At 62.7% G+C, this 26088-nt stretch carries 23 protein-coding genes and 1 tRNA gene; 13 read left to right on the forward strand and 11 right to left on the reverse strand.

Annotated elements, in window-relative coordinates; translation table 11 throughout:
- Positions 1–16 precede the first annotated feature (16 nt).
- The 5 genes from P3T42_RS15560 to P3T42_RS15580 form a co-directional block, all read right to left on the reverse strand.
- Positions 17–1273, reverse strand: coding sequence for a ribonucleotide-diphosphate reductase subunit beta (locus P3T42_RS15560; protein ID WP_429306526.1), 1257 nt, complete (start codon positions 1271–1273; stop codon positions 17–19).
- A 475-nt stretch (positions 1274–1748) separates the two neighbouring features.
- On the reverse strand, positions 1749–4757 hold the full coding sequence (locus tag P3T42_RS15565) for a ribonucleoside-diphosphate reductase subunit alpha (protein ID WP_429306527.1): 3009 nt from the start codon (positions 4755–4757) through the stop codon (positions 1749–1751).
- A gap of 529 nt (positions 4758–5286) precedes the next feature.
- Positions 5287–5883, reverse strand: a complete 597-nt coding sequence (ampD, locus tag P3T42_RS15570) for a 1,6-anhydro-N-acetylmuramyl-L-alanine amidase AmpD (RefSeq protein ID WP_429306528.1) — start codon at positions 5881–5883, stop codon at positions 5287–5289.
- Complete coding sequence (locus P3T42_RS15575; RefSeq protein WP_074302583.1) at positions 5880–6200, reverse strand: PP0621 family protein; 321 nt, start codon at positions 6198–6200, stop codon at positions 5880–5882. The genes ampD and P3T42_RS15575 overlap by 4 nt, the downstream gene beginning before the upstream one ends.
- A gap of 7 nt (positions 6201–6207) precedes the next feature.
- On the reverse strand, positions 6208–7125 hold the full coding sequence (locus tag P3T42_RS15580) for a cytochrome C assembly family protein (protein ID WP_074302585.1): 918 nt from the start codon (positions 7123–7125) through the stop codon (positions 6208–6210).
- An 81-nt stretch (positions 7126–7206) separates the two neighbouring features.
- Between P3T42_RS15580 and ffh the strand changes: the two genes are divergently transcribed.
- Both ffh and P3T42_RS15590 read left to right on the forward strand, forming a co-directional pair.
- The gene (gene ffh / locus P3T42_RS15585; RefSeq protein WP_429306529.1) at positions 7207–8574 is read left to right on the forward strand and encodes a signal recognition particle protein; all 1368 of its coding nucleotides are present in this window, start codon (positions 7207–7209) and stop codon (positions 8572–8574) included.
- Between the two features lie 163 nt (positions 8575–8737).
- Entirely contained in the window at positions 8738–9289 is a 552-nt protein-coding gene (locus P3T42_RS15590; RefSeq protein ID WP_074302589.1) for a hypoxanthine-guanine phosphoribosyltransferase, read from the forward strand.
- 129 nt (positions 9290–9418) lie between these two features.
- Here P3T42_RS15590 and P3T42_RS15595 read toward each other — a convergent pair whose 3' ends face one another.
- The gene (locus P3T42_RS15595) at positions 9419–10018 is read right to left on the reverse strand and encodes a MarC family protein (RefSeq protein ID WP_074302591.1); all 600 of its coding nucleotides are present in this window, start codon (positions 10016–10018) and stop codon (positions 9419–9421) included.
- Positions 10019–10030: 12 nt separating this feature from the next.
- Entirely contained in the window at positions 10031–11767 is a 1737-nt protein-coding gene (locus P3T42_RS15600; protein WP_074302593.1) for a proline--tRNA ligase, read from the reverse strand.
- A 305-nt stretch (positions 11768–12072) separates the two neighbouring features.
- Here P3T42_RS15600 and P3T42_RS15605 point away from each other — a divergent pair, with 305 nt between their 5' ends.
- Positions 12073–12732, forward strand: a complete 660-nt coding sequence (locus tag P3T42_RS15605; RefSeq protein ID WP_074302595.1) for an RNA pyrophosphohydrolase — start codon at positions 12073–12075, stop codon at positions 12730–12732.
- Positions 12733–12808: 76 nt separating this feature from the next.
- The gene (locus P3T42_RS15610) at positions 12809–13366 is read left to right on the forward strand and encodes a CNP1-like family protein (protein WP_429306530.1); all 558 of its coding nucleotides are present in this window, start codon (positions 12809–12811) and stop codon (positions 13364–13366) included.
- A gap of 129 nt (positions 13367–13495) precedes the next feature.
- On the opposite strand, the gene proB is transcribed toward P3T42_RS15610, so the two are convergent.
- The 4 genes from proB to rplU form a co-directional block, all read right to left on the reverse strand.
- On the reverse strand, positions 13496–14614 hold the full coding sequence (gene proB / locus P3T42_RS15615) for a glutamate 5-kinase (RefSeq protein ID WP_429306531.1): 1119 nt from the start codon (positions 14612–14614) through the stop codon (positions 13496–13498).
- Positions 14615–14690: 76 nt separating this feature from the next.
- Positions 14691–15815: an Obg family GTPase CgtA gene (gene cgtA, locus P3T42_RS15620; RefSeq protein ID WP_074302601.1), complete on the reverse strand. Its 1125-nt coding sequence runs from the start codon at positions 15813–15815 to the stop codon at positions 14691–14693.
- Positions 15816–15994: 179 nt separating this feature from the next.
- Entirely contained in the window at positions 15995–16258 is a 264-nt protein-coding gene (rpmA, locus tag P3T42_RS15625) for a 50S ribosomal protein L27 (RefSeq protein ID WP_007180330.1), read from the reverse strand.
- A 24-nt stretch (positions 16259–16282) separates the two neighbouring features.
- Positions 16283–16594 carry a 50S ribosomal protein L21 gene (gene rplU / locus P3T42_RS15630; RefSeq protein WP_007180329.1) on the reverse strand — a complete coding sequence of 104 codons (312 nt, stop codon included), beginning with the start codon at positions 16592–16594 and terminating at the stop codon, positions 16283–16285.
- Between the two features lie 215 nt (positions 16595–16809).
- On the opposite strand from rplU, the gene P3T42_RS15635 reads away from it, so the two are divergent.
- The 9 genes from P3T42_RS15635 to tssG all read left to right on the forward strand — a co-directional run bounded on the left by P3T42_RS15635 (position 16810) and on the right by tssG (position 26053).
- Positions 16810–17802: a polyprenyl synthetase family protein gene (locus P3T42_RS15635; protein WP_074302603.1), complete on the forward strand. Its 993-nt coding sequence runs from the start codon at positions 16810–16812 to the stop codon at positions 17800–17802.
- A 49-nt stretch (positions 17803–17851) separates the two neighbouring features.
- Positions 17852–17928: transfer RNA gene (locus P3T42_RS15640), tRNA-Pro, on the forward strand.
- 763 nt (positions 17929–18691) lie between these two features.
- Positions 18692–19795 (forward strand): type VI secretion system protein TssA, encoded by a 1104-nt coding sequence (gene tssA, locus P3T42_RS15645; RefSeq protein WP_429306532.1) that lies wholly within the window; start codon positions 18692–18694, stop codon positions 19793–19795.
- A 51-nt stretch (positions 19796–19846) separates the two neighbouring features.
- Complete coding sequence (tssB, locus tag P3T42_RS15650; protein ID WP_429306533.1) at positions 19847–20380, forward strand: type VI secretion system contractile sheath small subunit; 534 nt, start codon at positions 19847–19849, stop codon at positions 20378–20380.
- A 51-nt stretch (positions 20381–20431) separates the two neighbouring features.
- Entirely contained in the window at positions 20432–21937 is a 1506-nt protein-coding gene (gene tssC, locus P3T42_RS15655; protein WP_074302609.1) for a type VI secretion system contractile sheath large subunit, read from the forward strand.
- Positions 21938–21991: 54 nt separating this feature from the next.
- Positions 21992–22474 (forward strand): Hcp family type VI secretion system effector, encoded by a 483-nt coding sequence (locus tag P3T42_RS15660; protein ID WP_074302611.1) that lies wholly within the window; start codon positions 21992–21994, stop codon positions 22472–22474.
- 86 nt (positions 22475–22560) lie between these two features.
- Complete coding sequence (tssE, locus tag P3T42_RS15665; RefSeq protein WP_429306534.1) at positions 22561–23133, forward strand: type VI secretion system baseplate subunit TssE; 573 nt, start codon at positions 22561–22563, stop codon at positions 23131–23133.
- Positions 23133–25013, forward strand: a complete 1881-nt coding sequence (tssF, locus tag P3T42_RS15670) for a type VI secretion system baseplate subunit TssF (RefSeq protein WP_429306535.1) — start codon at positions 23133–23135, stop codon at positions 25011–25013. Before tssE ends, tssF begins: the two co-directional genes overlap by 1 nt.
- Positions 24977–26053: a type VI secretion system baseplate subunit TssG gene (gene tssG / locus P3T42_RS15675; protein ID WP_429306536.1), complete on the forward strand. Its 1077-nt coding sequence runs from the start codon at positions 24977–24979 to the stop codon at positions 26051–26053. The genes tssF and tssG overlap by 37 nt, the downstream gene beginning before the upstream one ends.
- Positions 26054–26088 lie beyond the last annotated feature (35 nt).

The raw sequence follows: 26088 nt of genomic DNA on the forward strand, positions 1-26088 counted from the left end.
TCTGCGACGCGCCCGGTCATTCCCAGGACAGTGCGCCGCCAGTCTGATATTCGATTACGCGCGTCTCGAAGAAGTTGCGTTCCTTCTTCAGGTCGATCATCTCGCTCATCCACGGGAACGGGTTTTCCTCGTTCGGGTACAGCGGATCGAGACCGATCTGCTGGCAACGGCGGTTGCAGATGAAGCGCAGATAGCTCTTGAACATCGACGCATTGAGGCCGAGCACCCCGCGCGGCATCGTGTCTTCTGCGTAACGATATTCGAGGTCGACCGCTTGCTTGAAGATTTCGCGGATTTCCGCGCGGAACTCAGCCGTCCACAAGTGCGGGTTTTCGAGTTTGATCTGGTTGATCAGGTCGATGCCGAAATTGCAGTGCATCGACTCGTCGCGCAGGATGTATTGGTACTGTTCCGCGGCGCCCGTCATCTTGTTCTGGCGGCCAAGCGCCAGAATCTGGGTGAAGCCGACGTAGAAGAACAGCCCTTCCATCACACAGGCGAACACGATCAGCGAGCGCAGCAGCGTCTGGTCTGTCTCGAGCGTGCCGGTCTTGAAGGCCGGGTCGGTCAGCGGGTGGATGAACGGAATCAGGAATTCGTCTTTCGCGCGGATCGAGGAAACCTCGTGGTACGCGTTGAAGATTTCGCCTTCGTCGAGGCCCAGCGATTCGACGATGTACTGGTAAGCGTGCGTGTGGATCGCCTCTTCGAACGCCTGGCGCAGCAGATACTGGCGGCATTCGGGCGCCGTGATATGGCGGTAGGTGCCCAGCACGATGTTGTTGGCGGCGAGCGAGTCTGCCGTGACGAAGAAGCCGAGGTTGCGCTTGACGATGCGGCGCTCGTCTTCGGTCAGCCCGTTCGGGTCTTTCCACAGGGCGATGTCGCGGGACATGTTGATTTCCTGCGGCATCCAGTGGTTCGCGCAACCGGACAGATACTTCTCCCACGCCCACTTGTACTTGAACGGCACCAGCTGATTGACGTCAGTCTGGCCGTTGATGATGCGCTTGTCGGCGACATTCACGCGCGCTTCGGAGACGGCGGCCGGTGCGGCAGCGGTTCCTTGAGCGGCAGATTGGGTAGCGGCACGGGCGGCGACGGGAGCGACAGCGATGTCGTTCACGAAGATTTCCTGAGCCGAGGGAGCGTGAAGAGCGGGACGCGTTCCGACTTGCGTACCGACAGCCGTTCCCGAAGCGTTGCGCAACTCGTTCAGTTGCGTAGCGCTCGAGGGAGTTACGGCAGTGATCTCGTCATCCCAGTTGAGCATAAATGTCACCATCAATTTAGAACGGTTTGTACCATCTTTTCACGAGCGTTAAAAGAGTTCGCTGATGAAAAATCCTGTTTTCGATTCGCGTTGCGACCTTCATACAACACTTTGGTCAACAGACTGTCTCTGACGCCTCGTGCGAAGCGATCAAAACATGTGTCGTCGAAGTGCTTCGCTCTCTCGAGAGTGCATCGAGTCGAAGTGATTTCGATGCACTGCAAACGGTGTTGCCTGGCCTCTGTGTGTTGCCCTGGCTGTTGCTGTTTCGTCCGCACGAGCAAGGCAAAGTTCAACGAGCCGTGAGATCGGACGAGCGTGGGTGGTTCGCTTGCTTGCTCGCTTGCTGAGCGCTTCATGTCGAGCGCTTCGTGTTGCCTGGTAATCTGTGTTGCCGCGGGTTACTGCTGCTTGCCGGGCACAAGACAAGTGCCCGGTCGATGCCCGACGAACGCCAGGCATCGACACCCGACTTTTACTGGCAAGCCTCGCACTCGTCGAAGCCAGGATCGCCCGGACGCATCATGCACACCGGACCGTCGGCTTCGGGAGCCGCTTCGACGACGATCGCCGGCGCCGCTGCTGCCGCTTGCAGACCGCCGGACGACGCGCCGCCGGCGATGCTGAAGCCACCCGCCGCGCCGCCCCCAACACCACCCGCACCGCCCGAGCCTTCGCTGCCGCCCGAGCTCACCGCGTTCAGCGCGCCGTGCGCCACCGTCGACTTCTCGACGTGGGTCGCCGCCATCGTGCGGAGGTAGTACGTGGTCTTCAGACCACGCAGCCAGGCGAGCTTGTAGACCTCGTCGAGCTTCTTGCCCGACGCGCCGCCCATGTAGATGTTCAGCGACTGCGCCTGGTCGATCCACTTCTGGCGACGCGAGGCCGCTTCGACCAGCCACGTTGCGTCGACTTCGAACGCGGTGGCGTAGATGGCGCGCAGGTCGGCCGGGATACGGTCGATGCGCGAGAGCGTGCCGTCGAAGTACTTCAGGTCGGCGACCATCACTTCGTCCCACAGGCCGCGCGCCTTCAGGTCGCGCACCAGGTAGTCGTTGACCACCGTGAACTCGCCCGACAGGTTCGACTTCACATACAGGTTCTGGAAGGTCGGTTCGATGCAAGCCGACACGCCGATGATGTTGGAGATCGTCGCCGTCGGCGCGATCGCCACGCAGTTCGAGTTGCGCATGCCGTGGGTGGCGATGCGCGCACGCAGCTCCGTCCAGTCCATCGACTCGCTCGAATCCACTTCCACGTAGCCGCCGCGCGCGTCGGCCAGCAGCTTCAGCGTGTCTTGCGGGAGGATGCCGCGATCCCACAGCGAGCCGCGGTAGCTCGAGTAGCGGCCGCGCTCTTCGGCCAGCTCGGTCGACGCGTAGTAGGCGTAATAGCAGACCGCTTCCATCGACGTATCAGCAAACTTGACCGCTTCTTCCGACGCGTACGGCGTGCGCAGCAGGTGCAGGCAGTCCTGGAAGCCCATGATGCCCATGCCCACCGGACGGTGCTTCAGGTTCGAGTTACGCGCCTTGGCGACCGCGTAGTAGTTGATGTCGATCACGTTGTCGAGCATGCGCATCGCCACGCTGACGGTGCGCTTCAGCTTGTCGTGGTCGAGCACCAGCGTGCCGTCGGCCTGTTCCTTCAGGTGGGCGACCAGATTCACCGAGCCCAGATTGCAGACGGCGATTTCGGCGTCGCTGGTGTTCAGCGTGATTTCCGTGCAAAGGTTCGACGAATGGACGACACCCACGTGCTGCTGCGGCGAACGGATGTTGCACGGATCCTTGAACGTGATCCACGGGTGGCCGGTTTCGAACAGCATGCCGAGCATCTTGCGCCACAGTTGCGCCGCCGGGATCTTCTTGAACAGCTTGATCTCGCCGCGGGCGACCTTGTCTTCGTAAGCCGTGTAAGCCGCTTCGAACTCGGCGCCGAACTTGTCGTGCAGATCCGGGCAGGTGGACGGCGAGAACAGCGTCCAGTCCGCGCCTTCGTGCACGCGCTTCATGAACAGGTCGGGAATCCAGTTCGCCGTGTTCATGTCGTGGGTACGGCGACGGTCGTCACCGGTGTTCTTGCGCAGCTCGAGGAATTCTTCGATGTCCAGGTGCCACGATTCCAGGTACGCGCACACCGCGCCCTTGCGCTTGCCGCCCTGGTTCACGGCCACGGCCGTGTCGTTGACCACCTTCAGGAACGGCACGACGCCTTGCGACTTGCCGTTGGTGCCCTTGATGTGCGAGCCGAGGGCACGCACGCGCGTCCAGTCGTTGCCGAGGCCGCCGGCGAACTTCGACAGCAGCGCGTTTTCCTTCAGCGCTTCGTAGATGCCGTCGAGGTCGTCGTCCACCGTCGTCAGATAGCACGACGACAGTTGCGAGCGGCGCGTGCCCGAGTTGAACAAAGTAGGCGTGGACGACATGAAGTCGAAGCTCGACAGCACGTTGTAGAACTCGATGGCGCGCGCTTCGCGGTCGATCTCGTTCAGCGCCAGGCCCATCGCCACACGCATAAAGAATGCCTGGGGCATTTCGATGCGCACGCCGTCGCTATGCAGGAAGTAGCGGTCGTACAGCGTTTGCAGGCCGAGGTAGCCGAACTGCAGGTCGCGGTCGGCGTCGAGCGCGGCGCCGAGGCGCTTCAGGTCGTACTGTTGCAGCTTCTCGTCGAGCAGCTCGGCTTGCACGCCGCGCTTGATGAAGGTCGGGAAGTACTCGGCGTAACGCGTGCCCATTTCAGCCTGCGTGACTTCCTCTTCGAGGATCTCGCGGCGGATGGTGTGCAGCAGGATGCGGGCGGTGACCTGGCTGTACGCCGGGTCCTTTTCGATCATCGTGCGCGCAGCGAGGATGGCCGAGTCGTAGACCTGGCTCATCGGCACGCCGTCGTACAGGTTCTTCACCGTCTCCGCCACGATCGGCTCGGCGCTCACCGCGTCGCCCAGGTTGGCGCAGGCCGATTCGATGATGTCGCGCAGCGCCACCATATCCAGCGGACGCGTCACGCCGCCGTCGGTGACGCTCAGGCCCAGCGAACCGTTCGGCGCTTCCACCGCGTCATGGCCGCGTTCCTGGGTGCGCTTCTCGCGATACAGCACGTAGGCGCGCGCGACGTTGTGCTCGCCGCCGCGCATCAGCGCGAGTTCGACCTGATCCTGAATGTCTTCAATATGGAAGGTGCCGCCGTTCGGGCGGCTGCGCAGCAGCGCGCGGACCACGCTTTGCGTGAGTTGCTCGACCAGTTCGCGCACGCGAGCCGAGGCCGCGCCTTGACCACCGTTGACGGCCAGGAATGCCTTGGTCACGGCGATGGCGATCTTCGACGGCTCGAACGACACCACGCTGCCATTGCGACGGATCACCTTGTAGTCGGCGAAACTCGTTTGCGACGCGAGCGCCTGTGCGCCTTGTGCCTGGCCGAAGGTCTGGCCAGTGGGTGCGCCCTCGTACCGGGTCGTCACGTTATCGGTGGTTTGCATGTGCAAAGCTCCTGGTCCTGGAAGTGTGCGAAGAGTATTCGCGGATTAGTACGAACGCTGCGCCGCCGCGAGCGCAAGCGATGGGGTGCAGGAAAGAGACCGGCTGAGCCCGGTGGCGGGATGCGACAGCGATGAAGCCAAATTCGATTTGTTGATGGTCTTCATCGTCTGTGTCGCGATCACTGGCTAAGCCCCTTTCCCGAATGCTTCTGGATGCGGCCGGTTCTCTCTACCGGCTGCGCCACAGGAATTTTTTCGCCGCCTGGAATGCTTGCGGCGCCATGCTCGACGAGCCGGGGCGCCGCGTAACTTATGCACTCAGTTATGCACAGAGTTATACACACCAGACACAAGATATAGTGCGAAACTGAATTTCTGGCACCAAGTATAGTGTAGTTTCAAGACAGGTCAAATCGTTTTATTTGTTTTTCAAGGCTTGACATTTGCATCGCCCGGCGCGAGCCGACTCCCCGGAGAACAAGGCTGCGCCTCGCTCTCCTCGCATCACGCAAAGTCGCGCGAAGGGCCGTTACGGCGTTTTGAAAAACTTGAGATAGGGGAAGTACTGATCCGCGAGCGCGGTGTCGCGCTGCAGACGGGGCCACTCGAAATGCGGCCCAGGATCGGTCTTGCGACCCGGTGCGATGTCCGAGTGTCCCGCGAGTGCGGCGATCGGATAGCGGGTGGTCAGCGCCTTCACGAGCGCGCCGAGCGTCTCGTATTGCGCGGCTTCGAATGCGACCGCGTCGGTGCCTTCCAGCTCGATGCCGATCGAAAAATCATTGCAGCGCTCGCGGCCGAAAAAGTTCGACGCGCCCGCATGCCACGCGCGCTGCTCGCACGAGACGTATTGCTCGAGCTCGCCGGCGCGGCGGATCACGAAATGCGCCGACACCCGCACGCCACGCAGATGGGTGTCGTAGTACGGGTGAGCATCGCAATCGAGACGGTTCAGAAAGAGCTCGGCAATCGCGGCGCCGCCGAACTCGCCAGGCGGCAAGCTCATATTGTGGACCACGACCAGGCTCGGCACCGCGCCTTCGGGACGCGCTTCGAAGTTCGGCGACGGCAGCTTGCGCGCGGTCGGCACCCAACCTTGTTCGTCGACCGTGAAGCCGACGCTCATCGGGCGTCGCGGCCTGTCGGTCGCGCGGCGTGACGCTGCGCGTGAGCGGTGCAGCAAAAAGGCTCGCCGGCCACCACGATCGAGTCGCTCGCCGGCGCGTGTACGCCGCACTCGACGCAGCGGATCATCGGCTCGGGCAGCCGCGGCGCTTTGGCCGCGCGTGCCTGCGCTCCCGCGCCATTGCCCGCGGCGCGGCCGCCGGCGGGACCACCGGACGCGCCGGTGCGCTGCGCGTTGTGCGCGTCGGCACGACGCAGCGCCTTGACGAGCCATTGACCGACGACGAACAACAGGATCAGCAGAAAAATTTGTCGCATGGAACGATCACACCACAGGGCGGTGCAGCAGCACCTCGAAAACGAAACGGCTGCCGACGTAGGCGAGCAGCAGCGCCACAAACGACGCCAGCACCCAGCGCAACGCCGCGCGGCCGCGCCAGCCCGACACCTTGCGAGCAGTCAGGAGCGCACCGAACATCAACCACGAAAGAATCGCGAACACGGTCTTGTGATCGAGCCGCAGCGCGCGGTCGACCAGTTGCTCGCTGAACAGGATGCCCGAGAGCAAGGTCAGCGTGAGCAGTACGAAGCCCGCGCTGATCAGACGGAACAGCAGCTTTTCCAGCGTGAGCAGCGGCGGCAGCGTATCGAGCCAGCTCGACAGCCAGCCGTTGCCGGCCGCGGCGCCCTGACGCTGCAGCACGCCGCCGCGCATCGCATGCAGGCGCCGCTCCACCAGCAGCATCAGCACCGCGTGCAGCGCCGCGATCGCAAACAGGCCATAAGCGATGTTGGCGATCAGGAAGTGCAGCTTGAACATCGGGTCGGCCGCATACGACAGCACGTGCACCCCGCCGAAGCCGAGCGGCAGCAACGAGGCGACGCAGGCGAGCGGCAACACGAGCAGGCGCAAACCGTCGAGCGGGAAGAAAAAACTTTCGATCCAGTAGATGCCGGCCCCGAGCCAGAACATCGCGGAGAGCGCGAACGCGAAACCGAACACCATCGCGTCCTGCGGGAAGATGGTGGTATGCAGCAGGACGCCGTGCGCGAGCAGGGCGACGAACAGCAGCAAGCGGCCCGGCGCGCTGAACGCCGCGACCGCCGGCCCGCCAGCCGCGGCCGGCAGGGCCGGCACGCTCTCTAACGCCGGACGCAACACGGTGTGCCGGTGCGAGCGCCAGCCCGCGACGGCAAGACCGCCGTACAGGAGCGCAGTGAGGGCATACAGTACAATATCCATATTCGAAGTTTACACTAGGCCCCAGTTCCGCGACGTGTCCCGCTTCGCGCCCAGCTCCGGCCGCACTGTTCATCGCTCCCCATGCTCGACAATCTGACTCAACGGATGGCGCGCGTCGTCAAGACGCTGCGCGGCGAAGCCCGGCTCACCGAGGCCAACACCCAGGAGATGCTGCGCGAAGTGCGCCTCGCACTCCTCGAGGCCGACGTGGCGCTGCCCGTCGTGCGCGAATTCATCGCCAAGGTGAAGGAAAAGGCGCTCGGCGAGGAAGTCATCAGCAGCCTGTCGCCTGGCCAGGCGCTGGTCGGCGTGGTGCAGCGCGAGCTGACCGCGATCATCGGCGGCGACTACGAAGGCAAGGCAGTCGAACTCAATCTCGCCGTCACGCCGCCCGCCGTCATCCTGATGGCCGGTCTGCAGGGCGCGGGTAAGACTACTACGGTCGGCAAGCTCGCCAAGCTCCTGCGCGAGAAGTACAAGAAAAAAGTGCTTACGGTTTCTTGCGACGTCTACCGCCCCGCCGCTATCGCGCAGTTGAAGACGGTGACCGAGCAGGTCGGCGCGGACTTCTTCCCGTCCGAGCCGGACCAGAAGCCGGTGGATATCGCGCGTGCCGCGGTGGACTGGGCCAAGCGCCACTATCACGACGTGCTGCTGGTCGACACGGCCGGCCGTCTCGGCATCGACGAAGCGATGATGCAGGAAATCGCGGCGCTGCACGCTGAGCTGAAGCCGGCGGAAACGCTGTTCGTGGTCGACGCGATGCTCGGCCAGGACGCGGTCAACACCGCCAAGGCATTCAGCGACGCGCTGCCGCTCACCGGCGTGGTGCTCACCAAGCTCGACGGCGATTCGCGCGGCGGTGCGGCGTTGTCCGTGCGCCATGTGACGGGCAAGCCGATCAAGTTCGTCGGCGTCGCCGAAAAGCTCGACGGTCTGGAAATTTTCTATCCGGACCGGATGGCGAACCGGATTCTCGGCATGGGCGACATTCTCGCCCTCGTCGAAGAAGCGCAGCGCGGCGTCGACGTAGAAGCCGCGCAGAAGCTCGCCAACAAGGTCAAGAAAGGCGGCGACTTCGACCTCAACGATTTCCGCGCCCAACTCACGCAGATGAAGAGCATGGGCGGCCTGTCGTCGCTGATGGACAAGCTGCCCGCACAATTCCAGCAGGCCGCCGCCGGCGCCAACATGGGCATGGCCGAGTCGCAGATGCGCCGCATGGAAGGCATCATCAATTCGATGACGCCCACCGAGCGCGCCAAGCCGGAGCTGATCAAGGCCACCCGCAAGCGCCGCATCGCAGCGGGCGCGGGCGTGCAGGTGCAGGAGGTCAACCGGATGCTGAATCAGTACGAGCAGATGCGCACCATGATGAAGAAGCTGAAGGGCGGCAACCTGCAGAAGATGATGCGCGGCATGAAGGGCATGCTGCCCGGCATGCGCTAGAGCCGAGCCAGGCCCCGGGACGATCCGGCCGGCGTTGCCGCGGGTCATCTCTACGACCAGGGCGCGCGTTTCCGGAAGCGCGGGTATATGCTGTAGCGCGCGCCGTCGTTATCGCAGTTGTTCTTTTTACACTAATGTATACAGATACTCCCCGCCAGACGTCATGAATCGCGAAGAAGCTCTCCACATATTCAGCCACTCCGAAGAAATCGTTTCGGCCCAGGACGTCAACGCGTCGATCAGCGGAATGGCCGCGGCCATCGCTGCCGAAATGAGCGAGGAGTTCCCGCTCGTGCTGTCGGTGATGGGCGGCGCGGCGGTGTTCACCGGCATGCTGTTGCCGCACCTCGATTTCCCGCTCGAATTCGACTACATCCACCTCACCCGCTACCGCAACACCACCAAGGGCGGCAGCGAGATGCAATGGCGCGTGGCGCCGGCGGAGTCGGTGAAGGACCGTGTCGTGCTGGTGCTCGACGACATCCTCGACGAAGGCGAGACCATGGCCGCGATCCGCGACCGCATCCTCGACATGGGCGCGAAGCGCTTTATGAGCGCGGTGCTGTGCGAGAAGATCATTCCGAAGGCCAAGCCGCTGCGCCCGGACTTCTGCGGCTTCGAAGTGCCGGACCGCTATGTGTTCGGCTGCGGGATGGACGCGAAGGGATACTGGCGCAATCTGCCCACGATTCGTGCGTTGACCGACGGGGCGTAAGCGAAGCTGGTTTGAAGTTGGGTGTTTAAGGTTTGAGCGCGGCTGGATCGACCCGGCCGTGCAGAAAAAAAGCGGCCCGCGCGTGGGCCGCTTTTTTGTTTGTCGCCGTTGTTTGTCGATGCGGCCGACTCAGAGTTGATGCACGAAAGACCGGATGCCACCGAGCATCATCTCCACCGAGATCGCCACCAGCACCAGGCCCATCAGCCGCTCGAACGCCATCATTGCGCGCTCGCCCAGCCAGCTCTGAATGCGCTCCGCCAGCATCAGCACGATCGCGCAGACAATCATCGTGACGCACAGCGCGCCGATCCATTCGAGCATTTTGCCGGGCGCCTGGGACGTCAACAGCATCACCGTGGCAAGCGCCGAGGGACCGGCCAATGCCGGGATGGCGAGCGGCACGATCAGCGGCTCGCCGCCGCGGGTGTCGCCGCCCAACGGACCGTCCGGGTGCGGGAATACCATCCTGAGCGCGATCAGAAACAGGACGATACCGCCGCCGATCCGCAAAGACTGGTCGGTCAGGTTCATCATCCGCAGAAAGCGCTCGCCGCTCACCATGAACGCCAGCAGGATCACAAACGCAATCGCCACCTCGCGCAGAATGACCACCGCGCGCCGCTTGGGCGCCACCCCGCGCAGGCAACTGACGAAGAGCGGGATGTTGCCTAGCGGGTCGGTAATCAGAATCAGCAGGACGGTCGCAGACAGGAAGGTGTACTCCACCGCCCTCTCCGCCTAGTTCGCCAGTGCTGCGCGAACCTTCTCCGTCACCGCCTGCGCTGCGCCTTCGACCGGCAGCAGCGTCGCTTCGGTGTCGCGGCGGCCCTGATACTCGATCTTGCCGTCCTTCAGGCCGCGGTCGCCGATCACCAGACGGTGCGGCACGCCGATCAGCTCCCAGTCGGCGAACATCACGCCCGGACGCTCGCCACGATCGTCGAGAATCACGTCAACACCGGCTGCGACCAGTTCCGCATAGAGCTTGTTGGCCTGCTCGCGCACGGCTTCGCTGCGGTCATAGCCCATCGGGCACAGCACGACTTCAAACGGCGCAATCGCTTCCGGCCAGATGATGCCCTTGTCGTCGAAGTTCTGTTCGATCGCCGCGCCGAGGATACGCGTGACGCCGATGCCGTAGCAGCCCATTTCCATCGGCTGCGGCTTGCCGGTTTCGTCCAGATACGTGGCGTTCATGGCTTCCGAATACTTCTTGCCGAGCTGGAACACGTGGCCCACTTCGATGCCGCGGCAGATGTCGATCACGCCCTTGCCGTCCGGCGACGGATCGCCCTTCTTGACGTTGCGGATATCCGCGACGACCGGCTCCGGCAGATCGCGGCCCCAGTTCACGCCGGTGATGTGGTAATCCACCTCGTTCGCGCCGACCACGAAGTCGCTCATGTTCGCGACCGTGCGGTCCGCGATCACCTTGACCGGCTTCTTCGTGTGGATCGGGCCCAGATAGCCCGGCGGCGTACCGAAGGTCGCGACGATTTCCGCTTCCGTCGCCATGCGGAACTCGGCCAGACCCGGTTGCTTGGACGCCTTGATCTCGTTCAGATCGTGGTCGCCGCGCAGCATCAACAGCCAGATGGTCGGCTCGGCGCCTTCGTTTTCCGTGGCGAGGATGATGGACTTGATGGTGCGCTCGAGCGGGATGTTCAGCAGTTCAGCCACCGCTTCGCACTTCGCCTTGCCCGGCGTGGCGGTCTTCTTCATCTCTTCAGCGGGCGCCGCGCGCTGGGCGATCAGCGGCAAGGCTTCAGCCGCTTCGACGTTGGCCGCGAATTCCGAGGTCGGGCAATAGGCGATCGCGTCTTCACCGGTGTCGGCAATCACGTGGAACTCATGCGAGCCGCTGCCGCCGATCGAACCGTTGTCCGCCGCCACCGCACGGAAGTCGAGACCCAGGCGCGTGAAAATGCGCACATAGGCGTCGTACATCTTGCGATACGACTCTTTCAGGCCGTCCTGGTCCTTGTCGAACGAGTACGCGTCTTTCATGATGAATTCGCGGCCGCGCATCACGCCGAAACGCGGACGGATCTCGTCGCGGAACTTCGTCTGGATCTGATAGAAGTTCACCGGCATCTGCCGGTAGCTCTTGATCTGGTTACGGGCGATGTCCGTCACCACTTCCTCGTGCGTCGGCCCGATCACGAAGTCGGTCTGCTTGCGATCCTTGAAGCGCAGCAGTTCCGGCCCGTATTTTTCCCAGCGGCCCGATTCCTGCCACAGTTCAGCCGGCTGCACGGCCGGCATCAGCAGTTCGATGCCGCCTGCCCGGTTCATTTCCTCACGCACGATGGCTTCCACCTTGCGGATCGAGCGCAGGCCGACCGGCAGGTAGTTATAGATCCCGCCGGCCACGCGACGGATCATGCCGGCGCGCACCATGAGCTTGTGACTGACGATTTCGGCGTCGGCGGGGGCTTCTTTGAGGGTGCCGATAAAGAAACGGGAAGCTTTCATTCAGAATTTTCCAAAAGCGGCGGCGCCGGAGCGACCGCCCGAAAGGTGAAAACGGTGGGGAATTCGACAAACGCGCGACAAAAACGTCACGAACACGTGGCAACCCTGCGGACAAACCCTTAGGCCGAGGCCGTCGCAAACCCTGCCCTGCAGTGCAAGCACAGTGCCGCTGCGCCGGATGGCCCACAGGCTACCGCAAACGCGCCCCCTTTGCGGCGAATCGTTCCAATCTGGTGCGATTCGGTGCGTCAGGTCCGTTATCTGTTTATAATCAAAGCAATTTTAAAGGATTCGAAGGTGGTTGTATGCTGGATCGTGAAGGCTTTCGCCCGAACGTCGGCATCATCCTCTTGAACGCGCACAACGAGGTGTTTTGGGGCAAACGGCTCCGTGAACATTCCTGGCAGTTTCCGCAAGGGGGCATCAAGTACGGTGAGACCCCAGTGCAAGCGATGTATCGGGAGTTACACGAAGAAACCGGCTTGCTTCCGGAGCACGTCAAGATCATCGGTCGCACGCGCGACTGGTTGCGCTATGAGGTGCCGGACAAGTTCATCAAGCGTGAAGTACGCGGTCATTACCGCGGCCAGAAACAGATCTGGTTCCTGCTACGGATGGTAGGGCGCGACTGCGACATTTGCCTGCGCGCCTGCGATCATCCGGAGTTCGATGCGTGGCGCTGGAACGAGTACTGGGTGCCGCTCGACTGTGTGATCGAGTTCAAGCGGGATGTATATCAGTTGGCGTTGACGGAACTATCCCGTTTTCTGCGCCGTGCTGCGCCGCGTTCGGAAAAACCTGGCGGCCATCACGGGCCTCGCTATCCACGGATAGCGTCGACCGCGACGGAACTGCAGGAGATGTCGGTAACGACCGTGACGGTCGAGACTACGATTCGCACGACGATCGAGTCCGATTGCGGCCCTGCCGACAACACCCTGACCCAGCCGGGTCTGCGCGACTAAACCCGGTGCGGCTTTCTGCACCGCATCTGCCGGTGCGGCTCATGGACTGCCGCACCGGCGTTTCAAGGAAACCATATTGAAAGCACTTGCTCTCGTCGTGGCGTGCGTCGCCACCGGCACCCTGCTGGCTGGTTGTTCGAGCACACCCAAACCCACCAACAAGGATGACAGCGCGTTTACGTATCTGTTCGACCGCACGTCCAACTGGAAGGAAAACAACGTAGACACGTTGCCGTCGCTGCCGCTGGCGTCCAATCTGATTCCGTTCGATGTGTCCGGCAACACGCCGCTGACCTTCGCGGTGGACGCGAAGTCGCTGTCGGTCGGCAATGATGGCGTGGTGCGCTACACGGTGGTGGTGACGAGCCCGAGCGGCGCGCACAACGTGAACTACGAAGGGATTCGCTGCGATACGTACGAGTGGCGCCAGTACGCCGCTCTCAATGCGGATCACGACGGCTGGGACAGTACTGTCGCTACGCCGTTTGCGCGAATCGAAGACAGCGCGCTGAACGGCTATCAGGCGTCGCTCTATCAGGACTATTTCTGCGCGAACAAGGCGCCGACCGGCGCGGCCAAGCTGATTCTCGAAAACATGCGCTATAAAAAGACCGCCGCCTCGCAGATTCGTTGAGCGTGCACGCGTCGTAGCGTGTCTGGTCTTTCGGGGCTACGCAGCGAGGAGCAAAAGAAAAAGCCGTTCCAGTCTGACTGGAACGGCTTTTTTGCGATACCGCCGCCTTACCCGCGACGACCGCCTGAATCAGACCAGCACAAGGTTGTCGCGGTGGATCAACTCGGGTTCCAGCATATAGCCGAGTACGGCCTCGATATCGCCGCTCGGCCGACGCTGAATCAGCTTGGCCTCGGCGCTGCTGTAGTTCGTGAGGCCGCGCGCCACCTCGCGGCCCGCCGCGCTGAGGCAGGCAATCACCTCGCCGCGTGCAAACGCGCCCTGCACGCCGACCACGCCGATCGGCAGCAGACTTTTGCCGCCTTCCGTCAGCTTCTCGACCGCGCCGTCGTCGATCACCACGTGCCCGCGCACCTGCAGGTGATCGGCCATCCATTGCTTGCGCGCCGCCATCCGTGCGGTGCGCGCAATCAGCTGGGTGCCGATTGCCTCACCCGTGGCCAGACGCGCCAGCACGTCCGGCTCGCGGCCGCTCGCAATCACGGTATTGGCGCCGCTATGCGCCGCCCGCTTGGCGGCGAGAATCTTGGTCAACATGCCGCCACGGCCGAGACTCGACCCCGCGCCACCGGCCATCGCCTCGAGCTCCGGCGCCCCGGCGTCGGCCTGCTGGACGAGCGTGGCGGACGGATCCTTGCGCGGATCGGCGGTGAACAACCCCTGCTGATCGGTGAGGATGATCAGCGCGTCGCCTTCGATCAGGTTCGCCACCAACGCGCCGAGCGTGTCGTTGTCGCCGAACTTGATTTCGTCGGTGACGACCGTGTCGTTCTCATTGATGATCGGCACCACGCCGAGGCGCAGCAGCGTCAACAAGGTGGAACGCGCGTTCAGATAACGTTCGCGGTCGGCCAGGTCGGCGTGGGTCAGCAGAATCTGCGCCGTGCGGATGGCGTGTTCGGCAAAGCGGCTTTCATACACCTGTGCGAGCCCCATCTGCCCCACCGCGGCGGCCGCCTGCAGTTCGTCGATTTCGCGCGGACGTTTGGTCCAGCCAAGCCGCTGCATGCCTTCGGCGATCGCCCCCGAACTCACCAGCACGACCTCTTTGCCCTGCGCGCGCAACGCAGCGATCTGCGCCGCCCAGCGACCGATCGCGGCATGATCGAGGCCGCGCCCGTCGTTCGTGACGAGGCTCGACCCGACTTTCACTACCAATCGCCTGGAGTCTGCGATGACGGAACGCATTGTGCGCGGTCTCCCAAGATAATGCGTGATGCTGGCCGGCGGTCCATGACGAACCCGCCGGCGCCCAAGCGATGCTTTATTCCTGCGGCGCAGGCGGCTCGGTCGGCTCAGCCGAACCTGCGGCTGCCGCCTTCTCGCGGAAACGCACGTCTGCAGCCAGATCTTCCGCCTCGGCCTGGCGCTGCGCGTCCGAATGGGCGGCGATGTGGTCATACACCGCGTAGCACAGCGCTTCGCAACCCTGGCCGGTCAGCGCCGAGATCTCGAACACCGGCCCGTCCCAGCCGAAGCCTTCGAGGAACGCCGAGACGCGCGCTTCGCGCTCGTCTTCCGGCACCATATCGATCTTGTTCAGCACCAGCCAGCGCGTTTTCTCGAACAGCAATTCGTCGTACTTGCGCAGTTCGTTGACGATCGCCTTGGCTTCCACGACGGGATCGACCGCCTCGTCAAACGGCGCGATGTCGACGATGTGCAACAGCAAGCCGGTGCGCTGCAAATGGCGCAGGAACTGGTGACCCAGGCCCGCCCCTTCCGCCGCGCCTTCGATCAGGCCGGGAATGTCGGCGATCACGAAACTGCGGCTCGGGCCGACCCGCACCACACCGAGATTCGGCGCGAGCGTGGTGAACGGGTAATCGGCAATCTTCGGCTTCGCGTTCGACACCGACGAGATGAATGTGGACTTGCCGGCGTTCGGCATGCCGAGCAGACCGACGTCGGCCAGCACCTTCAATTCGAGACGCACCATCCGGCGCTCGCCCGGCTTGCCGTCGGTTTTCTGACGCGGCGCGCGGTTCGTGCTGGACTTGAAATGCAGGTTGCCAAGGCCGCCCGCTCCGCCTTGCGCGATCTGGACGCTCTGGTTGTGCTCGGTCAGGTCGGCGATCAGTTCGCCGGTTTCCATGTCCGAGATGATCGTGCCCACCGGCATGCGCAACGTGATGTCGTCGCCGCCCTTGCCGTAGCAATCCGCACCGCGGCCGTTTTCGCCGTTGCGCGCCAGATGCTTCTTCGCGTAGCGGTAATCGATCAGGGTGTTGATGTTGCGGTCCGCCACTGCGTAGACGCTACCGCCGCGGCCGCCATCGCCACCATCCGGGCCACCGAACGGGACGAACTTCTCGCGGCGCATCGACGCGCTGCCATCCCCTCCGTCGCCGGCGATGACTTCAATCCTCGCTTCGTCAATGAACTTCATGCGTAACTCCGTCCCGTGTCTGTTGCTATTTTGCCGTGCCCGCTGTGCGTTGGACAATCGACCGATCGGCCATCCGCGCGGACTCACGACAACACATACCGCTATGAACCTGCAATGAAAAAGGCCCCGCTAACTTCGCGGGGCCTTTTTCCGGTCCTGAAGCCCGTGCCTGAGTAAACTCAGACTGCTGCCGGGACGACGTTGACCATGTGCTTCTTCGCTGCGCCCTTCGTCGAGAAATTGACGTGGCCGTCCGTCAGCGCGAACAAGGTGTGATCCTTGCCGATACCGACGTTTTCGCCCGGGTGCATACGCGTGCCACGTTGACGCACGATGATGCCGCCAGCGTTGATGGCTTGACCGCCGTAAACCTTCACGCCGAGACGCTTCGACTCGGAGTCGCGGCCGTTACGTGACGATCCGCCTGCCTTTTTGTGTGCCATTTGTTAGCTCCTTAACCGGTGCGCTTACGCGTTGATCGCGTCGATGCGCAGTTCGGTGTAGTTCTGGCGGTGGCCGCCATGCTTCTGGTAGTGCTTCCGGCGACGCATCTTGAAGATAGTCACTTTGGCGTGACGACCTTGCGACACGACGGTAGCCTTGACGGAAGCCCCACTGACCAGCGGCGTACCGAACTTAATCGATTCGCCTTCGCCCACTGCGAGAACCTGGTCGAGCGTGATTTCAGCGTCAATGTCTGCCGGTATCTGTTCTACTTTAAGTTTTTCGCCGACGGCAACTTTATACTGCTTGCCACCGGTTTTTATGACCGCGTACATTGAGAACCTCACTCTGTGTTCATTTTTCCCACGCACCACGCGCGGAAACCCGTGATTATACATAGAGTTAGCTGCGCGGTCAAAACTCGTTGACAGGCGCGGTGCAGCCTCGTAGAGCCCAGCCGGGCGGGGGGCCGCGGGTCCATCCCGCAGGCTGCGGCCCGGAACTGTCGCGATTCGCCTTATAATTCGCGGCACTACCCAAATCAGCCATCATGTCGTCGACTGCCACCCCCTCTCCCAACGCCGCCAGCCTGCTCGCCCCGATTGCCGAAGACATGGAGCAGGTGAACCGCGTCATCCGGCACCGCCTGGCGTCCGAGGTGATGCTGATCAATCAGATTTCCGAGTACATCATCAGTGCCGGCGGCAAACGCCTGCGTCCCGCGCTGCTGTTGCTGGTGGCGGGTGCGCTGGGTGAAACCACCGGGTACCGGCACGAACTGGCCGCGGTGGTCGAATTCATCCATACGGCTACCCTGCTGCACGACGACGTGGTGGACGAATCCGATCTGCGGCGCGGCCGTCAGACCGCCAACGCCCTGTTCGGCAACGCCGCGAGCGTGCTGGTGGGCGATTTCCTGTACTCGCGCTCGTTCCAGATGATGGTCGGGGTCGGCAAGATGCGGGTGATGGAGATCCTCGCGGAAGCGACCAACATCATCTCCGAAGGCGAAGTCCTGCAGTTGCTCAACATGCATGATGCCGACGTGGACGAAGCCCGCTACATGCAGGTGATCCGCTACAAGACGGCCAAGCTGTTCGAAGCGGCCGCCCAGCTCGGCGCGGTCCTCGCCGGGGTCGACGCCACCACGGAAGCCGCCGCGGCGGAATTCGGCCGGCGCATCGGCACGGCGTTCCAGATCATGGACGACTGGCTCGACTACACGGGGACGGCGGAATCCATGGGCAAAAACGCCGGCGACGACCTGCGCGAAGGCAAGCCCACCCTGCCGCTCATTTACCTGATCGAACGCGGCACGCCGGAACAGTCGGCCCTGGCGCGCGAGGCGATCGAACAGGGCGGTACGGACCGGTTCGAGACTATCTTCGAGGCAATTACCCGCTCGGGCGCGCTGGATCACACGCTGGAATGCGCCAAACAGGAAGCCCAGGCCGCGGCCGCAGCAATTTCTTCGTTTCCCGATTCCATTTTCAAAGATAGCCTGCTAGAATTATGTTCTTACTCGACGGCAAGACAGTCTTGAACGAGACTGAAACGCCGGATTAGTCCGAGTCGAGTACAGCAGTACCCATCGGGGTGTAGCTTAGCCTGGTAGAGCGCTACGTTCGGGACGTAGAGGCCGGAGGTTCGAATCCTCTCACCCCGACCAGATTTCCTTGTTAGATCAAGGCAGAAACCGCCCAGCTTGCTGGGCGGTTTTTTGTTTTGGGCGCCTTGATTTGAGCTCGCGTGTCTAGCGGTCTCGTGTGTCTGCCGCGCGGGTCGAGCGCCGGCCAAAGACCTCATCGCACACTCCCCACATTCGCCAGACTGCCGCTCGGATACCGCCGTCGCTTGGCGACGCGAATAGCGCGCGGGCCGAATCCATTCGTCGCGCCTTGTGAAACGTCATCGTTCATCGTCATAGCGGGGCGTGATCGAAACGGCGCCCCGCGACTTCCACCGCCCCTCGCAAACCACAAACCACCCACGCGACGTTCCATTAAACGCGATCGGGACATTTCACTGCAAATTATAAAATTCTTATTTTCAATACAATTCGGATAGCGAATTATATTTTTGCGATGCATCAACCCTTGCAATGTGAAGTAAGCAGCCTTAACATCTCATCACTGATGAAACCATTGCATTATCATTCGGCATGCTAATGATAATTATCCGCTTGAGAGGCAATCCCTGCCTTGCGTGCCATCGTCGTCAAAGGCCCGCAGAATCTTGATCACGCTCCCGCTTCGAAGCCGATAACTGAGATCTCAATAAAATTCCCACTCACTCTTAATTTTTCCTCCAATGCTTAGGATTATTGATTGTTTTATCAGAACAAAATCGATTTCTTAAGAAATAAATCAGATTGATTCTGATCCCTGCGTCCGATTTTCCCGTTCACTCCTAAAGCCCGATGGAGAGTTTTCTTGAGAGACGCTATCGACTTCGACCTCGCCGGCTCGATCAGCCTTGATCAGACTTGCGGCCCCGATCTTGAATATGACGCCGCGTTCATCTCGCTGCAGCAAGCGGCCGTCGGCATGCCGGAGCAGCAATTCGGCGACACGTTGATTCCCGCCACGGCGCCCGACTGGCGGCACGTCGAGCGGGAAGCCGCGGGTCTGCTGAAACGCACCACGGATTTGCGGATCATTGCCCTGATCACCTTGGCGTGGACGGAAATCAACGGGCTCGCCGGCTATGCGAGAGGCCTTGCGCTCACGGCCGACGTACTCGAGCAGCACTGGGGCACGCTTCATCCCCGTCTCGAGACGGCGGGCGAGTTCGATCCGCACCTGCGAATCAATGCTCTTGCCGCGCTGACCGACCCACAGACGCTCGCGCGCAGCGTACGTGCCGCGCCGTTGCTGACATGGAAATCCGCCCCGCTTTCGTTGCGCGACGCTGCCGCGATTCTCGAGAACGGCAAGCCTTCCGCAGCCAGCGCGTTGCCGGTGGCGAGCGGTAGCCTTCAGGCGGAATTGCTCGTCGCTCTCAGGGCCGCGCACACGGAACTAGAGGTCGTGCCGCGCTTGCTGCAGACCGTTGAGCGGATTCGTCGGCAGATTCTCGCGAAGCTCGATGCCGCGTGGGTCCCCGATCTCAGTGCAATCGAAAACCCGCTAAGGGTGGTGTACCACGCCATCCGCGGCGCCCTGCGCGATACGCCGGCGTCGCCACCGGCCGCTCAGACCGCCTCGGCGCCGCCCGCGCCGCCAGCGCCCACAACTGTGCCCCCAACCACGCCCACGGGTCAGTCCGCTGCACAGAACAACGCCGGCCACGAAGGCTCATGGGCAAACACCCCCATACGCTCGCGCGACGACGTCCTGCTCGCATTAGATAGCGCCTGCGCCTACCTGGAACGGACTGAGCCGGGTCACCCAGCGCCCCTGTTGATACGCCGTGCGCAACGTCTGATGCACATGAGTTTTTACGAGATCGTCCGCGATATGGCGCCGGCTGCACTCCCCCAGCTAAGCATGTGGTCAGGTCAGCCTGACACGGCATCCGCTCATCTCAACAATTGACATACGGGCGCCTTGGCGCAATCGCAAGCCCAATCATTGGAGGACATCAGCATGGCCAATTCACGCGCCTTGAAAGCGAGCGCAACCGGGCAAAAATTCATCGCCCGCAACCGCGCCCCGCGGGTGCAGATCGAATACGACGTCGAAATTTACGGCAACGAGCGGAAGGTCGAAATTCCGTTCGTGATGGGGGTGATCGCCGACCTGGCCGGCAAGTCGACCAGACCCTTGCCGGACCTCGAACAGCGCCGGTTCCTCGAGATCGACGTCGATAACTTCGACGAACGCCTCAAATCGATCCAGCCGCGCGTCGCCCTGCATGTGGCGAACGAAATCTCGGGCGACGGCCTGCTGGCCGTCGATCTCTCCTTCGAAAGCATGGAGGATTTTTCGCCGGCCAGCATCGCGAGGCAGGTGCCGGCTCTGAACCAGTTGCTGGAGGCCCGTTTGCAACTATCCAATCTGCTTTCCTATATGGACGGCAAGAGTGGCGCCGAGGAGTTGATCACGCAGACCCTGAAAGACCCCACCTTGCTTAGAACGATCGCGGGTACGTCAAGCTCCGCGGCGGACGAGTCGCAGTAACGCCACGATCAAGCCCCATCCCATTTCATCAGCGTTGGCTGGAAGATCCCCATGAACGACACAGACTCCATCGAACAGCAGCCCGCCATACAAACCCTGCTACCCGGCAATTTGTCAGCCATGCTGATGAACCAGTTCAATCCACGCACGGAGCAGGCGCGGGAAGCGATCGATACGGCGGTGAAAACGCTCGCACTGCAGGCGCTGGAAAATGCGGTCGTCATTTCGAACGATGCCTACCAGACCATTCAGACCATCATCGCCGAGATCGACCGGAAACTCTCCCAGCAGATCAACACGATTATTCACCACGAAGACTTCCAGAAACTGGAGTCGTCGTGGCGCGGCCTGCACTACCTGGTCAACAACACCGAAACCGACGAATTGCTGAAGATTCGTTACATGCCGATCACGAAGTCCGAACTGAACCGCATGCTCAGGCGCTACAAAGGCGTCGCGTGGGATCAAAGTCCCCTCTTCAAGAAAGTGTATGAGGAGGAATACGGCCAGTTCGGTGGCGAGCCGCTAGGTTGCCTCGTCGGCGACTATTATTTCGACCACAGTCCGCCGGATATCGAGACGCTCGGCGAGATGGCCAGGATTGCCGCCGCCGCGCATTGCCCGTTCATTACCGGCGCATCGCCCGCGGTCATGCAAATGGAGTCGTGGCAGGAACTGTCCAACCCGCGCGACCTCAGCAAGATTTTTCAGAATAGCGAGTACGCGGCCTGGCGCCATCTGCGCGAAGCGGACGATTCCCGCTACCTCGGCTTGACCATGCCGCGCTTCCTCGCGCGTCTGCCTTATGGCTCGCGCATCAACCCGGTGGACGCCTTCGATTTCGAGGAGGACACGGAAGGCGCCACTCATGAGCGCTACGCCTGGATCAACTCGGCGTATGCCATGGCGACGAACATCAATCGTTCGTTCAAGCATTACGGCTGGTGCACGTCGATTCGCGGCGTGGAATCGGGCGGCGCAGTAGAAGGCCTGCCCGCCCACACGTTTCCCACGGACGACGGTGGCGTCGACATGAAGTGCCCCACCGAGATCGCCATCAGCGACCGGCGCGAAGCGGAACTGGCCAAGAACGGCTTCATGCCGTTCGTCCATCGCAAGAACTCGGATTGCGCGGCCTTCATCGGCGCGCAATCGCTGCAAAAGCCAGCCGAGTATCACGATCCCACCGCGACCGACAACGCGAAACTGGCCGCCCGCCTCCCCTATCTGTTCGCATGCTGCCGGTTCGCCCACTACCTCAAGTGCATCGTGCGCGACAAGGTCGGTTCCTTCAAGGAACGCGGCGAGATGGAAGCGTGGCTCAACAACTGGATCATGAATTACGTGGACGGCGACCCCGTGAACTCTTCACAGGACACCAAGGCGAGAAAGCCGCTCGCTGCCGCCCATGTGAGCGTGGAGGACATCGAGGATAACCCCGGCTACTACAGCGCCAAATTTTTCTTGCGCCCGCATTATCAATTAGAAGGTCTAACGGTCTCGTTGAGGTTGATTTCGAAGTTGCCGGCGCTCAAGGACGGTGCTGTTGCAGCGTGATTGCTTTAACCATGGCGATTGCTTCTAACAATCCCAAACCTGAAAGGGCATGCAATGTCAGTTGATATGTATATGTGGGTAGACGGCGTAGCCGGTGAGTCCAAAGACGCCAACCATAAGGGCTGGATCGATATCCAGTCGTACTCATGGGGCGCCATGCAGCCAGGCAACATGGCCACCGGCAGCGGCGGCGGGATCGGCAAGGTCAGCTACAACGACCTGCAGGTGGAGACCTTTCTCGACAAGGCCGCACCGGCCGTCCTGAAGTATTGCGCGAACGGCAAGCATCTGCCGAAGGTGGTGATCTCCGTGTGCAAGGCGGGCGGCACGCAAATCGAGTACCTCCGGATCACGCTCTCAGAAGTTCTCGTGACCTCCGTGCAGCAGGGCGCCGCGAAGGCCTCGGAAGCCGTCAAGATCACTTACGGCTTTCAGGCGGCGAAGGTCCGCAAGCAGTACTGGGAACAGACCGACCAGGGCACCAAGGGCGGCGAAAGCGTGCTGGCCTGGGACATCAAGGAAAACCGCGAAGTCTGACGGAGCCGGACCATCGGCGAGCGCGCCGCGCGAACGGGCGGGTCGATCACTGACGCCCGTGCGCGCGGCACAGCCCAAAGCGAGAAATGAGTGTGAACCAGGTCAATCCCTTGCATGAGCATGAGCATCGGCACGCAGTGCGCGCGCGGCGCGAGACACAAGCCGAAAGGCGCGCCGACACCCAGCCGTCGTTACTCGATCGGCTGACCGATCATCGGCTTCTGCAACCGCATGAGTTCGATAGCGGACTCGCGAACCCGCGCGCCATGCTGCGCGACGCGATTCTGCGCGATCTGAGCTGGCTACTGAACAGCGCAAACCTCGACACCACCGGCGACCTCGATGCCTATCCGCACGTCCAGCGCTCCGTCGTGAATTTCGGTGTGGGGACGCTCGTGGGGGCATCGGCATCGGGGGTGGAGTGGACCCAGATCGAATGCGCGGTGCGGGAGGCCATCGTCCGGTTCGAACCGCGCATCCTCGCCGACAGCCTCGAAGTCCGCTGCAGCGCATCGGAGAATGGACAACACGCCCACGCGTTGTCGCTGGAGATTTCCGGCCAGTTGCGGTCGAACCCATCCGCGCCCGCGCTGCGGGTTCGCGCGGCGCTCGATCTGGAAAGCGGCCAGATTGCATTGCGCTCGCAAGGCGTAGCTTGATGGACGCGCGTCTGCTCGACTACTACAACCGCGAACTCGCTTACCTGCGCGAACTCGGCGCCGAATTCGCCGAGGCATTCCCGCAGACCGCCCGCCATCTGGGTATGGGCGGCGCGGAGTCCGTCGATCCCTACGTGGAACGCCTGCTTGAAGGATTCAGCTTCCTGACCGCACGCATCCACTTGAAACTGGACGCGGAATTCCCCCGTTTCTCGCAGCGCCTGCTCGACGTTGTCTATCCGAACTATCTTGCCCCGCTGCCCTCGATGGCAGTCGTAGCCATTCAGCCGAACCTGCGCGAAGGTAGCTTGCAATCCGGCTATACGCTGCTGGCGGGAACGCCGTTGCGCGCCAACCTGGCCAAAGGCGGCCAGACGGCATGCGAATTCCGCACCGCGCATGACGTCACCCTGTGGCCGCTGAGTCTCACCGATCTGAAAATGAGCGGCGAGCCAGGCGATTTGCCGCTGGCGCAAACGGGCCTCGCAGGCCGCGTGCGTGGTGCACTGCGCATCCGTCTGCAGACCTGCGGCGCGACCGGATTCAAGGACCTGCCGCTCGACGCGTTGTCGTTTTTCATCAGCGCACCCGAAACCCAGGCGCTGCAGATCCTCGAACTGGTGTTGGGCCACTGCGTGGGCGTGATCTGTCATGACGCGTCGCAGACCCAGCCCGGATGGTCGTTGCTGGACGAAGACGCCATCCGCCATGAAGGATTCGACGCCAGCCAGGCCCTGCTGCCCTACGGGTCTCGCTCGTTCAACGGCTACCGGCTGCTGCACGAGTATTTCGCCTTTCCGGCGCGCTACCTGTTTTTCAGCATCAAACACTTGCGTCGCGCGTTGCAACGCATAGAGGGCAATACGTGCTCGTTGACGTTGCTATTCGATCGCGCCGCGCCTGAACTCGAGCGCGCCGTCGATCCACGCAGTCTCTCGCTCTTCTGCACGCCCGCGATCAATCTGTTCCCGAAGCGGACGGACCGCATCGCCGTCTCGACGCAACGCTACGAGCATCATCTGGTGGTGGATCGCACGCGGCCGCTGGACTACGAAATCTACGGCGTCGACAAGGTGACCGGGCATTTGCAGCCGGACGGCCGAACCTGCGAATTCCGCTCGTTCTACGGCACCCTGTCCGACGATCCCGACGACCACGGCCGGTACTTTTCGCTGCGTCGCGAACCGCGTCTCGTCGCCGGCCAGGGCGGCCGCAGCGACCATGGCAGTCCACGCACGCCTTATACGGGCAGCGAGGTTTACGTGTCGCTCGTCGACCAGCACGAAGCGCCTTTCCCGGACGACTTGCGGCACATCTGCGTCGACGCGCTCTGTACCAATCGCGACCTCGCTCTGCTGATGCCGCTCGCCGGCAGCAGCGATTTCAGCTTGCGCATGTCGGCGCCGGTCGCAGCCATCAAGGTGCTGCGCGGACCCACCCCGCCGCGTCCGGCGATCGCCGAGAACGAGATCGCCTGGCGGCTGATCAGTCACCTCGGTCTCAACTATCTGACGCTGACCGACCTGGACGGCGCCCAGGGCGCCCAGGCCTTGCGCGAGTTGCTTGAACTGTATGCGGGCGCGGCAGACCCCGGGCTGCTGCAGCAGATCCAGGGCATTCGCAGCGTGCGGATCGAAGCAGTCCACCGCCGCTTGCCGCAAGCTGGCCCGCTGATGTTCGGCCGTGGCGTGTGCGTCTCGCTGCTACTCGACGAACTGGCTTTCGCGGGCGCCAGCACCTATCTGTTTGGTGCGGTGCTGGAGCAGTTCTTCGCGCGCCATGTGTCCTTGAACAGTTTTAGCGAACTCGTGGTGGCAACCCTGCAACGTGGAGAAGTGAGACGATGGGAACCCCGCATCGGCCGCCGGCCGACAGCCTGAGCGCAAGCGCCGGCGAGTCGCTGCGACGCTTCTGGCAGCGCGTTGCCGACGCGCCGCACGCCTACGATCTGTACCACCTGTTGCGTTGGCTCGATGCCCGCGCCGGCGGCCGGGTGCCGCTCGGGCGCGCCACGCATCCCGCCGACGAACCGGTACGGCTCGGTCAACAGCCGTCGCTCGCCTTCGCGCCGTCCACGCTGGCCTGCGCCACCGCACCGCGCGCAGGCGTTCTGCCGCAGGTGTCGATCTACAGCTTCGGCCTGTTCGGACCGAACGGGCCGCTGCCGCTGCATCTGACCGAATTCGCCCGCGACCGGGCTCGCAACTATGACGACCGCACCCTCACGGCGTTCGCCGACGTGTTTCATCATCGGTTGATCCTGCTGTTCTATCGCGTGTGGGCCGATGCCCAGCCGACCGTCAGTCTGGACCGCCGGGAAGGCGCGCGCTTCGACGACTATCTCGCGAGTCTCGTCCATCTCGGCTTACCGGCATTGCGCCGGCGCGACGAGATTCCCGACCACGCCAAATACTCCATGGCAGCTCACCTGGTGCGGCAAACCCGCAATCCCGAAGGACTGCGGCAGATCCTGCGCGCTTATCTCGGCGTACCCGTGGAGATCGTCGAGCATGTGCCGCACTGGATACCGGTCGGCGCGCGGCAGCGCACGACACTCCGCACGCGTGCGAACACTCAGAGACTCGGCGCGGGCGCGATGCTCGGCATCGCCGCGCTCGACGCCCACGCGAAGTTCGAGATCAGAGTCGGGCCGCTGTCGCGCGAGGCGTACCTCGCGTTATTGCCCGGCACGCGGCGGGCGCGCCAACTGACGGACTGGGTGCGTCAGTACATCGGGCTCGAATGGGCGTGGGATCTAAGACTCGTGCTGGCAGCAGATCAGGTCACGGGCAACACGCTCGGCCGCGATCAGCCACTGGGCTGGGGCAGTTGGCTCGGCACGCGGACCCGTCGGTGCGCCGCCGACGACCTCGTCTACTCGCCCGAGACCAGCACGCACCGCCACGCTCAAGCCGAGTAGCACAAGCCGATCCCGCCCGCTACGCCTGCCACCGC

The sequence above is a fragment of the Paraburkholderia sp. GAS38 genome (assembly GCF_050434965.1).
GTDB classification, from domain to species: Bacteria; Pseudomonadota; Gammaproteobacteria; order Burkholderiales; family Burkholderiaceae; genus Paraburkholderia; species Paraburkholderia phenazinium_A.